This window comes from Chimaeribacter californicus, from assembly GCF_002858675.1.
In the GTDB taxonomy this organism is placed as follows: Bacteria; Pseudomonadota; Gammaproteobacteria; order Enterobacterales; family Enterobacteriaceae; genus Chimaeribacter; species Chimaeribacter californicus.
The window spans coordinates 1-13,200 of sequence record NZ_PJZF01000018.1 but is presented as its reverse complement, the minus strand read 5'-3'; the positions used below and the strand labels follow the sequence as shown (position 1 = coordinate 13,200).

The 13,200-nt window shown below is 60.6% G+C and carries 10 protein-coding genes; 1 reads left to right on the top strand and 9 read right to left on the bottom strand.

Annotation, left to right across the window (positions count from 1 at the left end):
• Together CYR55_RS17490 and CYR55_RS17485 are read right to left on the bottom strand one after the other, a co-directional pair.
• Nucleotides 1–2,364, bottom strand: coding sequence for a glycoside hydrolase family 31 protein (locus tag CYR55_RS17490; protein ID WP_101817650.1), 2,364 nt, complete (start codon nt 2,362–2,364; stop codon nt 1–3).
• 14 nt (nt 2,365–2,378) lie between these two features.
• The gene (locus CYR55_RS17485) at nt 2,379–3,680 is read right to left on the bottom strand and encodes an MFS transporter (RefSeq protein ID WP_101817649.1); all 1,302 of its coding nucleotides are present in this window, start codon (nt 3,678–3,680) and stop codon (nt 2,379–2,381) included.
• A gap of 295 nt (nt 3,681–3,975) precedes the next feature.
• Between CYR55_RS17485 and CYR55_RS17480 the strand changes: the two genes are divergently transcribed.
• Entirely contained in the window at nt 3,976–5,049 is a 1,074-nt protein-coding gene (locus CYR55_RS17480; protein WP_101817648.1) for a LacI family DNA-binding transcriptional regulator, read from the top strand.
• A 5-nt stretch (nt 5,050–5,054) separates the two neighbouring features.
• On the opposite strand, the gene CYR55_RS17475 is transcribed toward CYR55_RS17480, so the two are convergent.
• From CYR55_RS17475 to moeA, 7 genes are all read right to left on the bottom strand, one after another.
• Entirely contained in the window at nt 5,055–6,440 is a 1,386-nt protein-coding gene (locus CYR55_RS17475; RefSeq protein ID WP_101817647.1) for a hypothetical protein, read from the bottom strand.
• A complete protein-coding gene (locus CYR55_RS17470; protein WP_101817646.1) occupies nt 6,430–8,421 on the bottom strand; it encodes a hypothetical protein in 1,992 nt (663 codons plus the stop codon). Before CYR55_RS17470 ends, CYR55_RS17475 begins: the two co-directional genes overlap by 11 nt.
• The gene (locus CYR55_RS17465; protein ID WP_101817645.1) at nt 8,418–9,308 is read right to left on the bottom strand and encodes a hypothetical protein; all 891 of its coding nucleotides are present in this window, start codon (nt 9,306–9,308) and stop codon (nt 8,418–8,420) included. Before CYR55_RS17465 ends, CYR55_RS17470 begins: the two co-directional genes overlap by 4 nt.
• Nucleotides 9,305–9,946, bottom strand: coding sequence for a class I SAM-dependent methyltransferase (locus tag CYR55_RS17460; RefSeq protein ID WP_241522179.1), 642 nt, complete (start codon nt 9,944–9,946; stop codon nt 9,305–9,307). The genes CYR55_RS17465 and CYR55_RS17460 overlap by 4 nt, the downstream gene beginning before the upstream one ends.
• On the bottom strand, nt 9,936–10,979 hold the full coding sequence (locus CYR55_RS17455; protein WP_101817644.1) for a glycosyltransferase family 2 protein: 1,044 nt from the start codon (nt 10,977–10,979) through the stop codon (nt 9,936–9,938). The genes CYR55_RS17460 and CYR55_RS17455 overlap by 11 nt, the downstream gene beginning before the upstream one ends.
• A 153-nt stretch (nt 10,980–11,132) precedes the next feature.
• Nucleotides 11,133–11,891, bottom strand: a complete 759-nt coding sequence (moeB, locus tag CYR55_RS17450) for a molybdopterin-synthase adenylyltransferase MoeB (protein WP_101817643.1) — start codon at nt 11,889–11,891, stop codon at nt 11,133–11,135.
• A gap of 2 nt (nt 11,892–11,893) precedes the next feature.
• Complete coding sequence (gene moeA, locus CYR55_RS17445; protein ID WP_101817642.1) at nt 11,894–13,144, bottom strand: molybdopterin molybdotransferase MoeA; 1,251 nt, start codon at nt 13,142–13,144, stop codon at nt 11,894–11,896.
• Nucleotides 13,145–13,200 lie beyond the last annotated feature (56 nt).

The window sequence follows — 13,200 nt, the reverse complement described above, 5'->3', positions numbered from 1 at the left end:
TTACGCGCGCCACACCTTGCTCTCCACGCCCTCCACCCACAGGCGGCGGGTTTCGCCCGGCGGCAGGGTCAGGGCGATCTCTTGCCAGGCGGGCTGGTAAGTGCCTTTGCGCTGGAAGGTGAGGTGGATCTCAGTGGCGGTGCAGGCCATTTCCCATGTCAGCCACAGCGCCTCACCTTGCTGGTAGCCCCAGGATTCGCCGTCATCCTCAAACAGCATGCCGTGGGAGACGCCTTCACCGCGTAACGGGTAGAGCTTCAGCTCACGCACGCTGTCGGCCTGCGCGTCCACATGGGTGATACGTGCGCTATGCGGCAGGGCGGCCCCGGCGCGCACCAGCAGCGGCAGCCGCTCCAGCGGCGCGTCCAGCGTCACCTGTTGGCCGCCGCTGAACCACTGGCCGCTGTGGTAGTCATACCAGCCACTGTGGTTGTCCGGCAGCCACAGGCTGCGCTGCCGCTCGCCCGGCTCTACCACGCTCGCCACCAGCAGATCGCGCCCCAGCAGGAACTCGTCACACTCCAGGAAGGTTTCGGCGTCATGCTCATGGTCAAGGAACGTCGGCCGCAGCATCGGCTCATCGTCCGCGTGCGCCTGCCACAGCAGGGTGTAGAAGTAGGGCAGCAGGCGGTAGCGCAGCTCAATCGCCTCGCGGATCGCCGGGGTCACCGCCGGGTACATCCACGGCTCGTTGACGGTGTGATCGTCATTCCAGGAGTGGATGGTAAAACGCGGATGCATCACGCCGTTCTGCACCCAGCGCACAAACAGCTCGGCGTCCGGTTTGTCGCCGGAAAAGCCGCCGACGTCATGGCCGACGTTGTACAGCCCCGACAGGCTCATGCCGACGCCCATGCGGGTGTTGTAACGCAACGTTTCCCAGTTGGTGCGGTTGTCGCCGCTCCAGGTCTGCACGTAGCGCTGCATCCCGGCGCAGCCGGAACGGGAGATCAGGTAGGGGCGTTTTTCCGGCGCGAACGCCTGTTGCGCTTCCATCGAGGCACGCATCATCAGCAGCGGCATCACCGGGCGGATATGTTTAATCGCGATCTCGCGGCCGAAGCCGTGGCAGCGCGCTTCGCCATCCCACACTTCATATTCGTTGTTGTCATTCCAGGTCGAGTCGATGCCCTTTTCCAGCAGTTGCCCGGTGACGCCCTGTTGCCACCAGGCCACAGTCGCCGGGTTGGTGAAATCAAGGTGCGAACCTTCGTCATCCCAGAAGCTGGAGCGCTCCGGGCTGGCCTGCTCTGAATCCCGGATAAACAGCCCGCGCTCTGCCACCTCCTGGTAGCGCGGGTGATCCTGCAACAGGCACGGTTTGATGTTGGCCGCCAGCTTCAGCCCGGCGTCATGGAACGCCTGGGTCATCACTTCCGGTTGCGGCACTTTGTCGTAGTTCCAGTTGAACACGTAGCGCTTGTTGTTGATCGAGGTGTAGCCGGAGGAGAGCTGGAACGAGTCGCACGGGATCGCCTGCTCGCGGCAAAGGCGGATAAAGTGCATCAGCTGCTGCTGGGCGTCCGTCGCGTCGGTGTAGTGCATGGTGGAGCCGCTGTAGCCCAGGCTCCATTTCGGGCCGAACAGCGTTTTGCCGGTGAGCCGCACAAAGGCTTTGGTGACATCCAGCACCTGCGGGCCGAGGAACAGGTAGTAGTCGATGTCGCCCGCTTCCGCCTGCCAGCGGCGGTAAGGGGCGTGGTAGTTGTCGATCTCATTGCCCAGATCGAGCCAGCAACTGCTGAGATTGTCATAAAACAGGCCGAAACTGACGTCCGGCCGCCGGGTGATGGTAAAGGGAATATGCTTGTAGAGCGGGTCGGTGGAGGCGGCGTTGTAGCCCATGGCGTCCAGGTTGCGCATCTCGTAACGTTTGCCGGTGCGCTGCAACGGGCCGGCTTTTTCGCCCAGCCCGTAATAGGCCTCTTCTTTAAAGCGGCGCTGATAGTGCGCCACGCCGTCGCCGTGGGCGTTGAGCAGGTAGGCGCTGGTCGGGCGGTCACTGGCCAGCAGTTGCCATGCACCGGCCTGATCCCGGTAGTGCCACTCCAGCCACAGCGGCTGGTGCACCGTCACGCGCAATTTTTCCGTGCTGATGCAGAGCCGCCCGTCCTGCTCCTCCAGGGTGAAGCCCGGCAGGGCAAAGCCCGCCACGCTCTCCCGCGCGCGGCCTTCCCACGGCACATCGCCGTCCGGGGCGATGCTCCAGGTGCGGTCCAGCGCCAGCTGGTTACGGCGTTTGATCAGCACGCGGAACAGGCCCGTGTCCAGCACATAGAGGCAGAGGCGGTGGCTGCCGTCGACGGCTAATTCCACGTGGCGATCGTCAGCGGTCAGCAGCGACCAGTGTTTCAGCGTTTTCATCGTTACATTCCCTTTCAGGCACGCGCGGTGCGGCGTTCAGCAATAAAAGCGATCAGGAAGACCGCGCCAATCAGGTCAAAGAAGCCCATGGCAATAAACAGTGGGTTGAAGCCAATCTGGTCAGCGGTGACGCCGATCAGCAGTGAGAACAGGAAGCTGGCGATCCAGGCGGCCGAGCCGCGCATGCCGTTCACCGTGGCCATCTGCCCGCGGTCGAAGGAGTCCACCACCAGTGCGCTCAGCATGCAGGAGATGATCTGGTGGCCGAAACCACCGACTGAAATCAGCGCAATGGCGACATACGGATCTTGTGTGGTGGCCACCAGCGCCAGGGAGAGCATCAGGAATGCGCCGGTGACGGAACTGGCGACCACCGAGTTGGTACGGGTGCAGCCAAACACGCGGACGTAGAGCTTCGTCAGGTAGCCGCTCGCCACGCTGCCGAGGTCGGCGGCCAGGAACGGCAGCCAGGCGAACATGGCGATCTGTTTGAGGTCCATGCCGCGCTCATTGGCGAGGTAGAGCGGCACCCAGAAGCTCAGCACCGCCCACGCTGGTTCCGCCATAAACGCCGGGATGGCGATGCCGTAGAAGCGTTTGTTTTTCGCCACGGTTTTCAGCGCGGTCAAAAACGGCAGCTTCACCGCCGGCGGCTCGTTATCCTGCTTGATGAACGCCAGCTCACTTTTGCTCAGGCGCGGGTGCTGCTCCGGGTTGTGGTAGAACAGCCACCAGAGCAGCGCTGGAGGCGCAGGCTGCCCGCCGGTAAACATAAACGCCCCTTGCCAGCCAAACGACACGTGGGCGAAGTAGACGATCGGCGGTGCCAGCATCGCGCCGATGGAGAACCCCACGCCCGCCCAGCCCGCCGCCACCGGACGCTCTTTTTTCGGGAACCATTCGCCGATGGTTTTGGCGTTGGCCGGGGTGGCGGCCGCTTCCGCTCCGCCCATAAAGAAGCGCAGGATCGCCAGGTGCAACCAGCTGCCTGCCCCGGCGTGCAGCATACAGACCACTGCCCAGATCACGGCACAGATTAAAAAGCCGAGCTTCAGGCCGATCACATCAATCAGCCAGCCGCAGATCGGCTGGAACAGGGTATAGGCGAGCTGGAATGCGCCGACGATCCAGGAGTATTGCTCCGTGGTGATACCGAGGCTGGTTTTCAGTTCCGGCGCGAGGATGCCGAGGGAGTTGCGGGTAATGTAGTTGATGGTGACGCCGAGCAGAAACAGCACCAGCACCCACCAGCGCAGGTGGCGGAACGTGCGTTTCGCCGTAACGGCGGCGACATCCTGGTTTATGCCATGACTCATTCTTATTCTCCACGTAGGGGCGGTGACAATCGGAATTGGTATAACAGCATTTGATAAAGGCGTTTTTTTATTTATTTGAATAATAAGGTTTTTATAGTTGTTATCGGACCTTTCCGGGCGAAAGGTGTTCGACAGATTGAGCCTAATCGAGTTATAAACTGACCAACAGCGGATTTTCTGCAAAGTTTTTCACCAGGTGGAAAAACAGAGGCCGAGGCGGGCGGAGAAGCAGATAAACACAGGCGTAAAGCGCGGTGAAAATTTTTTCATCGGCAAATCAGGCGCAGATCACAAAATGGATAAAAAGCTCAAAATCACCGAGATCGCCGCGCAGACCGGCCTCTCGATAAGCACCGTGTCGCGGGTGCTGGCCGGCAAAGCCAACACCAGCGACGCGGCGCGGCAAAAAGTGCTGGCCTGTGCGCAGGCGCAGGGCGTGTTGCAGGGGATGGCGGCCGGGCGGTTATTGATCAACAGCCTGGTGGTGTTTGCGCCGCAACGGGCGTTTGATGAACGATCAGACGTGTTCTATTACCGGGTGATGCAGGGCATCAGCCAGGCGCTGGCCGCACATGAAGTGCGGCTGCGCTACTGCCCGCTGGAAGAACTGGACAGCGATGCCAACCTGTTTCTGAGCAAAATGCATGACGCCGCAACGGAAGCCGCGATCCTGATCGGCATTGATGAGCCGCACATCCACGATCTGGCGGCGGACATCGGCAAGCCCTGTGTGCTGGTCAACTGCCGTGACCGCAAAATGCGCCTGCCGGGCGTCGCCCCGGATCACCGGCTGATTGGCGAATACGCCGCCGCGTACCTGTTTGAGCAGGGGCATAAGGCGGTGGTGAATCTGCTCTGTTTGCGGCGCTACACCATGGAGCTGCGGCTGGCGGGCATCCGTGACGCCTGGGAGGCGCATAACCTGCCGTTTGATGAGGCACAGCACCTGATCAGCGCCCAGAGTTTCAGTGCCAGGGAGAGCGAGCAGTTAATCAGCGATTTTCTGGCAGCCACCCCGCGCGCCCACCTGCCGAGCGCGCTGCTGGTGGGCGGGGATTTCATGGCGGCCGGGGCAGTGAGCGCGTTGCAGAAAGCGGGGCTGCGGGTGCCGCAGGACATCTCGGTGATGAGCATCGACGGCTTTAACCTGGCGGCCATTCACGATGTGCCGCTCACCTCGCTGCACGTCCCGCGGGATGCGCTGGGCAGCGAGGCGGTGCATCTGCTGCAACAGCGGCTGATCCGCCCGCAGGCCCCGGTCGGGAACCTGCTGCTGAACGGCACACTGGTAGTGCGGGACTCGGTGCGTCGCATCCGCCCGCATAAAGCCCACACCGCCGTGCGCAACGAGGGGCTGTATGATGAATGAGGGGATCAGGCGGGCTTTTTAAACTGTCGGGGATCTCTTCTGTTCCGTAACCGGGCTACGAGCAGCGCTACCAGCCACACGATCGCCACCAGCATCACACCTGATTCGGCCGTATGGTAGCGCGGGATATTATGCGTCAATGCCAGATGAAACAGGCTGGCCGTGGCGGCCAGCAGGCTAAAGGCCCAGTAGCGGGTGAGACAGAGCGCAAACAGGGCAAATGTCAGGAGAATGCTCAGAACTGGATACCCGCTGAAGCCCATGCCGCGCCAGGCAAATAATGGCAGCGTGGCCAGATAGCTGCTGACCAGGTGCCCATTAAGCGGCGTGATATCGGCAAACCTCAGCCGTCCGGCTTCCATCTCTTCTCCGGCAGCATAACCCTGGTAGAAATACTGGATACGCTGTTGCCACGGGGCAGGCGGCTGATCTTCGTCAAAGGGAGTACAGGGAACCCGTTCTGTGCCCATGTCAAAGCAGGTTTCCCGGTTAAGACGTTCGCAACGGCCGTGACGCAGAAAATCTGGTGCAGAAATGCCCAGTACATGCCCAGCCGCCGGGCGCAGATCAGGATGGGAAAATGCATAGGCCATACAGCGGTATTCACTGCCGCTGGGGGCAATCGTCAACATCAGCCGTACCGCTGCCACTGTTTTACCGCGTTCGGCAATGGTGTAGTGATCAAACAATACGGCATTGCGCACCATCCAGGGTGTGACCACTAACAGGAAGACCGCGGCAGTTATCGCAGCGTGACGCCGGTATCGCCATGCCAGTATCAGTAGCGGCACCAGAGGGATGTAGAGGAACTGCGCTTTGGTTAACGCCAGTAACCCCAGCGTCAGGCCAGCAGCCAGCGCAGTACCTGGCCTGGGCTGTTGCTGTAGCCGGAACAGCAGCAGGGAGGCAATGAACAACAGCAAGGCCGCCAGTGCCTCATTGTTATAGTAATTGAATAACCGGGGCGTTGTATAAAAAACAATCAGAGAAAGCGCCAGACCTAGTATGGCGTAAGGCAGGCTGCGTAACTGACGATGAATCAGGCTACACACGGCAGTGATTAACAGTGCATAAAGCGCCAGGTTAATCTGTTTAAACAGCAGTGCATGTTGGCTGGCGAGCACCTCTGCCGGTATGGAGGCATGGCCTGTCAGCCACAGCAGCCCTGCTGTCAGGGCCGGCCATGCCGGTTCACGTACCATGTCCGGCAGGGACGCAGGGGTGCTGGAAAAAACGCCGTGCTGCACTAAATTGACGGCAATACTCAGATTCTGATAACCGTCTGCCACGATAGGGCTCGCAGTCAGCCGTGGGTGCAATACCAGCAGGCTGATAACAAAACAGGCGAGTGACCAGAACCAGCGGGTTAGCGTGTCACGTTTATTTTTCATGGTAATCAACCTGATAAATGGCATAGCCATCAATAGCAGCCAGCCGGTTCAGGCTGAATCCGGTCGCCTTTCCTGCTGGGGACAACAACCCGGCAGGTTGCAGGGCGGCGTTAACAATAACCACCTGCACATGGAAACGCCGCATCTCCGGTTCCAGCGCGGCAAGGTAAGGTTGTGGTGAGTTAATGGCGTTAAACAGGCGCATCCGCGCGGCGAACTCTTCAGGCGGCAGGATGGTTTGCAGCATCACCGGGTAGGTATGGCCCGGCATCACCAGCCCAAAATCAGGTTTTAATAACGGGACAAACGCTGCAATGGGGCTGTCGGCCAGCAGGTTACCGTGCAGATGCAGCGTATCGAGTTGTGCCATCAGGCGCACCGCCGTCTGATATTGGGGCGGCAATTTGGCAGCCGGCCAGCCGAGTTGTGTGCCGTTATCGGCTGACAGTGTCCAGCGCCCGCCCAACAGGAAAGCCAGTAATACCGTACAGCCCAGCACTGCACCGGGCAGAAAGCGGCCTCTGCCGGCAATGGCCGCTGCCAGGGCGGTACTGACAAGCAGCGGAACCGGCGCGGCCCAGGCCAGCCGCCAGCTCATATTACGTGCGGAGACCTGAGCCAGCAGATCGGCGAACCAGGGGTTCAGGATCATCAGCAAGGTCGTCACGGTAAACAGCAGGTAGCTCAGCGTACCGCGGCGCCAGGCCAGCACGCTGCAACCGAGCAATAACGCCAACAGTGACAGCGCATCACGTCGCGCCAGCCCTAATGAGGCGTTAATGGGCAGGTAAGTCCCGACTTCCGCGAGTGAAATGCCGGAGGTATTGATGAACTTCAGCCAGAAAACAAAGATAGCCGGGTAAATCAGCGCGATGCCCAGGAAGAACCCACAGCGAATCATGTGTTTCAATGGTTTATCCAGGGCGCAGGCCGCCACCAGGACAGTGGTAAATACCGTCAGTACCAGCCCTGATGACGAGACGCCCAGCGTCATAATATGCACCGCAGCCAGCGGCAGGGTGCGTAACAGCGTAGGCCGGTTCAGCAACAGCAAACCGGTAATGGCCGTTAAGGGCGTGGTCAGGGCAATCAGCAGCGCTTTGCCTTGAAATAACCGGACAAATACCCGGTTGCCGTACGCGATATGCGATTCCCCCCAGGCAAACAGCAGCAGTACACACAGGGCCGTGGCGAAAATGGCCTCATTACGCGGCAGAAATAACCGGCTGAATAAAAAGGCAACGGCTACCGTCAGCGCCGCACTGACACCCGGCACCAGCAGGTAATAAACAGTGAACAACGGCAGGTGGCTCCAGGTGGCGAGCCAGGCGATAAAGGTTTCATAAGAAGCAATACGGTAGGGGGCAAAACGGAAATGGGGGTAGACCGACCCCAGCGTGGTATCAAATGTGAGCGGTGCCAACATAGGGTGGCGCAAGGTCTGATCGGCCAGCTGGATGAAATGGGAATCATCATAATCAGAGCGGTAAGCCATTAACGTCAGGATAACCGCTGTCACCATAATGCCGGCCAGCGCACCATTCTGCCAGGCACGGGCCGGCAGCAATGGATCGTCCGTCAGGGCAGCCGCAGGCAGGCGTCGTTTGGTCAGCGCGATCAACAGCAGGCCGATGACCCCGGCACAAAAACGCCAGCGATAGTCGGGCACCCAGAACAACACCAGCGCGGTCACCAGAAGAATCACAATTCCGGCCAGGCTGGGTGCCTGCCGGGCCGGCAGCGCCGGGCGTGCATGCAGGTAAAACGTGCTGAACAGGTATGCGCCCCAGGCCGCCAAGGCCAGCGTCACGGGCAGCGCATAGAGGAAGCCACGGCTCAGTTGCTGCCAGGGCAATCCGCCAAAGGTGGCGGCATGCAGGGCCACAGTCCAGATGATAAAAGGCAAAGCGATAAAGGTGACACCGAAGGCCATCCAGCGCTCGGGCAGCAGAGCCGTGCGCAGTGTAACAGCGTGCGTCATGCAGGTCGTATCCTTTGAGGTGAACAATAGAGGCCGGTAACCACAAAAAACAGCACATCTCCGGCCACAGTAATCAGGCGCCCGGCCAGCACGGCCATCACGACATCCGGATCGGTGACGACCCCTTTTAACAGGAAAATCAGCACCATTTCGCGGATGCCTACCCCGGCCGGGGCGCCGGGCGTGACCAGGCCCGCCAGCCAGGCAAGCACATAAGCCCCGCACAATGACGGTAATAAAGGCAGCAACGGTGCCGGAGAAGGCACAATGATGCCCACCAGTACGGCGCAAAACAGCAACCCGGCAATCAGTAAAAACAGGCTGTAATAAAGCAGCGCGGAGTACAGCAAGGCGGCGCGCTCAGGGGGGCTGATTCGCCGCAACAACACAGAGGCCACTAACCAGACCGCCAGGGCCAGCAGGGCAGCAGTAACAGGCGTCAGCCACGGCAGCAACAGCGGCAGCGCCAGCAACCCGCACAGCACGCCTCCTGCACAGAGCAGGGCCAGCTCCCAGACTGTCGATTTAGCCAGCGCCCCACCGGGCAGGCCGGCGGCCATACCCAGGGCCTGACGGCCGGCGAAATGGAAGATATTGCCCGGCAGGTACTTGGCGAGTTGCGTGACGCCATAGATGCCAATCACCCAGCGTGGGCGGCAGGGCTGGTGAAAACAGGCCAACAGTTGCCCCCAGCCGACGGCCAGCAGCAGGTTGGCGGCACCGTAGGCCAGTGCAGCCGCGGCCATGCCCAGCCAGGCCGCGGGGCCAAACCGTGCCGGGTCCAATTGGCTGCCGTAGTGCCATAAGCGCTGAGCGACAAACAGGATACCGAGCAGAGCGAGCACCGTGCCTGCCCAGTTCAGGGTACGTTTTAAGGCGGAATTCATCGGCGTGGCGTACAGAGCAACATGGTCCAGGGCAGCGGGCGTTTGACTTCTTCGACCTCAAAATAGCGTGAGACTAACCGGATGAAATCCCGCTGTGACCAGTTTTGCAAATGGCCGGGTGTATTACCGAACTGCCCAAGGTATTTGCCGCGGGCCATATTCAGGACACGCCATAAAGGTTCGCGCGGCACACTGATAATCAGGTGGCGGGACACAATACGTTGCAAAGCCTGCAACCCGGCTTCCGGGTCTTCCAGATGTTCCAGGACTTCACAACAGACAACCAAATCCGCGCTGTCCTGCGGGGCCTGCACATCATAAATACTGCGGGCCGTAAACAGGGAGTCCGCGTGCCCTTGCTCAGCGGCATTCTGTTGCGCCAGGGCAATCACCTGGGTGGAGAAATCACACCCCCGGGCATCAATCCCCTGTTGTTGCCAGCGCAATACCCAATAACCTTCACCACACCCAATCTCATGAATGGAACGTGGTGCAGCGCGGGTTACCAGGTCAGTCAGCGCACCCTCAAACCCCGCCATCATCCACTTCACCACCGGGTTGGAGGAGCCGTATTTATCAAAAGTGTTGCCGATAACAATGCCGTTTTCCTGACTGCCGCCGGCGATTTTAATGCCCATAGTGGTTCCTGTTTTCATGACGTGTTTCCGGAGTAACCGGAAGGGGCGAATCCAGCGTCTCATCCTGCACATTCGCCGGGCGCACCGGTGGCGCGCTATCCTGGGTATGTAACTGGGTTTTGTAGCGGATATCCTCCAGCAGCTTACGGTTAGCCGCCAGCAAGTCAGCCACGAACGCGATCAATAGCGTCTGGAAACCCATACCAAGCAGGGTGGCGGCCAGAATCAGCGACTGGACATAACCCTGGCCTTCCCCTTGTACGAAGTGCCACAAAAAACGCAGACCGATTAAAAAACCAATACCAAACAGCAGCATGCCAATGACGCTGAAAAACCGGAAGGGACGATAAATAATGAAAATGCGGACAATGGTAATGATGCTGCGCTTAATGTAGGAGGCCATGCTTTTTACCAGCCGGGAGGGGCGCAAATCCTCATTTACCCGGATCGGCACTGACATAATGGCCATATTCTTCTGTCCGGCCTGGATGATGGTCTCCAGCGTATAGGTGTAATCATTGAAAACAATCAGACGTTGCGCCGCCGTACGGCTGATGGCGCGAAAACCGCTGGGGGCATCCGGGATGTCGGTTTTGCTGGCGAGGCGCACCACCCAGCTGCCGAGTTTTTGCAGCCATTTTTTGCACAGTGAGAAATGCTCAATGGTGGCGATGGGGCGCGCGCCGATAACCATCTCAGCCTGGTGAGCCAGAACCGGGGCGGTCAGCAACGGGATATCCTGCGCCTCGTACTGATTGTCGGCATCCGTGTTGACAATCACATCCGCCCCCCGCGCCAGACAGGCATCCAGGCCGGTCATAAAGGCACGGGCCAGCCCCTGATTGCCGGTATGGCGGATAATATGGTCAACCCCATTTTCCTGCGCCACGCGGCAGGTCTCATCCTGGCTGCCGTCATCAATAATCAGCCACTCCACGCTATCAAAACCGGCTACCTGCCGGGGCAGGTGAGAGAGCGCTAAAGCAAGCGTACCTGCTTCGTTATAACAGGGTATCTGGATAATCAGTTTCAACGGAATTCCTCTGGCCTGTAATAAGTGCACGGGAAATCGGACGTTTTACTCGGTTATGCTTCAACGTTATTGATCGCGCTCAAGCATAGAGGAGCCGGGATGAAAAATGAACTGATCAGGCTGATTTTTGTGCTTTTTTAGCGGGGGATGGCATCAGTTTTTGCTGCCGCACACCTCGCACTGTGGGTTTTTCGGCAGTTTCAGGGTGCGGAACTGGCAGGTCATGGCGTCGAACATCACCACCCGGTGGGTGGCCGGGGTGCCGTAACCGGTGAGCAGTTTGATCGCTTCCATCGCCTGTAAACTACCGATCGTCCCGACCAGCGGTGCCATCACGCCCGCCTCAACGCAGGTCAGGGCGTTCTCACCGAATAACCGGCTCAGGCAGCGGTAGCAGGGCTCATCCGGCTGGTAGGTGAAGACGCTGAGTTGCCCCTCCATGCGGATTGCCGCGCCGGAGACCAGCGGGGTGTGCGCGTGGAAGCAGGCGCGGTTAAGCTGGTCGCGGGTGGCGACATTGTCGCTGCAATCCAGCACCACATCCGCCTGCGCCACCAGCGCGGCCAGCGCGGCGTCATCCGGCTGCTGGTTAAGCGGGTGAAGCCGGACATGCGGGTTGATCGCCGTGAGCGCCTGCGCGGCCGAGTCCACTTTCGCCATGCCGATGCGCGCGTCGCTGTGCAGCGTCTGGCGTTGCAGGTTGGAGAGCGCCACGGTGTCGAAATCCACCAGCGTCAGGGTGCCGACGCCGGCCGCCGCCAGATATTGCGCAGCGGCACAGCCCAGCCCGCCGAGACCAATCACCAGCGCATGGCCGGCTTTCAGTTGCTCCTGGCCGTCAAAATCGAAACCGCGCAGCACAATCTGGCGGTTATAGCGCAGCGCTTCTTCATCACTCAGTTCCGGCAGCATGCTCAGTTCCCCAGCAGGTGGTTAAATAGCTGAACCGTGACGATTTCCCCTTCTGCCACTGACCCGCGTTCCCGCTCCAGCACAATAAAGCAGTTGGCCTGGGCAAAGGAGCTGAAGACGTGCGATCCCTGATGGCCGGTGGTGCGCACCGCCAGTTCGCCCTGTTCATTGGTAAACGCAATGCCGCGCTGGAAATCGAGCCGTCCCGGCTGTTTTTTCAGCGGGGTGGCAGCGCGCGCCTTGAGGCCTGGCGGCAACTGCCAGGCGGTATGGCCGGTGAGGCGGGCGATCAGCGGCTGCACCAGCTGGTAGAAGGTCAGCGCCGCAGAAACCGGGTTGCCCGGCAGGCCGCAGAACCAGGCGTTGCTGAGGCGGCCAAAGGCGAACGGTTTGCCCGGCTTGATCGCCAGTTTCCAGAAGCCGATTTCGCCCAGCTCCTCCAGCATTGTTTTGGTGTAATCCGCTTCGCCGACCGAGACGCCGCCGCTGCTGATCACCAGATCGGCCGCGGCATCCGCCTGCTGGAACGCTTTGCGCAGCGCCTGCGGGTCATCGGGGATGATGCCTAAATCCACCACGGTGCAGCCGAGCTGCTCCAGCATCAGCCGCACGCCGAAGCGGTTGGTGTCGTAGATCTGGCCCGGTTGCAGCGGGGTGCCCACCGGTTGCAGCTCATCGCCGGTGGAGAAGACCGCCACCGTCAGCGGCTCATACACCGCCACATCCGTCACGCCGAGCGACGCCAGCAGCGGCAGTTCGGCCGCGCCCAGCCGCACCCCGGCGCGCAGCACCACGGCACCCTGTTCAATATCTTCACCCGCCAGGCGGATGTTCTGCCCGGCCTTCACCGGGGCAGTAAAGCGCACGCCCTGTTCAGAGACCTCCGCCTGTTCCTGCATCACCACTGCCTCCGTCCCCGGCGGCACCGGTGCGCCGGTCATGATGCGCAGGCAGCTGTTGGCCGGCCACTCACCGTCGAACGGGTTACCGGCAAATGCCTTACCGGCGACCGGCAGCACACCGGTGGCCAGATCGGCCAGGCGCACGGCGTAACCGTCCATTGCGGAATTATCAAACGGCGGCACCTGCACCGGCGAGGTGACATCTGCCGCGGTGATGCGCCCGGCGGCGGTGGTCAGCGGCACACGGGTCGCGGCGCACTGGGTTGCGACCTGCGAGAGCATCTTCTCCAGGGCATCATCCAGCGAAAGCAGGCCGGAAACAGGGGGGTGTTGCGGGTGTTCTGAGGACATGAATGACTCCGTTGTACGGCAGCGCGGCCCGCCATCAGCAGGCCGGGGCAAAAATC

Coding starts and splice junctions, on each gene's coding strand:
- CYR55_RS17490 (WP_101817650.1), bottom strand. CDS start 2,364: ATGAAAACGCTGAAACACTGGTCGCTGCTGACCGCTGACGATCGCCAC.
- CYR55_RS17485 (WP_101817649.1), bottom strand. CDS start 3,680: ATGAGTCATGGCATAAACCAGGATGTCGCCGCCGTTACGGCGAAACGC.
- CYR55_RS17480 (WP_101817648.1), top strand. CDS start 3,976: ATGGATAAAAAGCTCAAAATCACCGAGATCGCCGCGCAGACCGGCCTC.
- CYR55_RS17475 (WP_101817647.1), bottom strand. CDS start 6,440: ATGAAAAATAAACGTGACACGCTAACCCGCTGGTTCTGGTCACTCGCC.
- CYR55_RS17470 (WP_101817646.1), bottom strand. CDS start 8,421: ATGACGCACGCTGTTACACTGCGCACGGCTCTGCTGCCCGAGCGCTGG.
- CYR55_RS17465 (WP_101817645.1), bottom strand. CDS start 9,308: ATGAATTCCGCCTTAAAACGTACCCTGAACTGGGCAGGCACGGTGCTC.
- CYR55_RS17460 (WP_241522179.1), bottom strand. CDS start 9,946: ATGGGCATTAAAATCGCCGGCGGCAGTCAGGAAAACGGCATTGTTATC.
- moeB (WP_101817643.1), bottom strand. CDS start 11,891: ATGCTGCCGGAACTGAGTGATGAAGAAGCGCTGCGCTATAACCGCCAG.
- moeA (WP_101817642.1), bottom strand. CDS start 13,144: ATGTCCTCAGAACACCCGCAACACCCCCCTGTTTCCGGCCTGCTTTCG.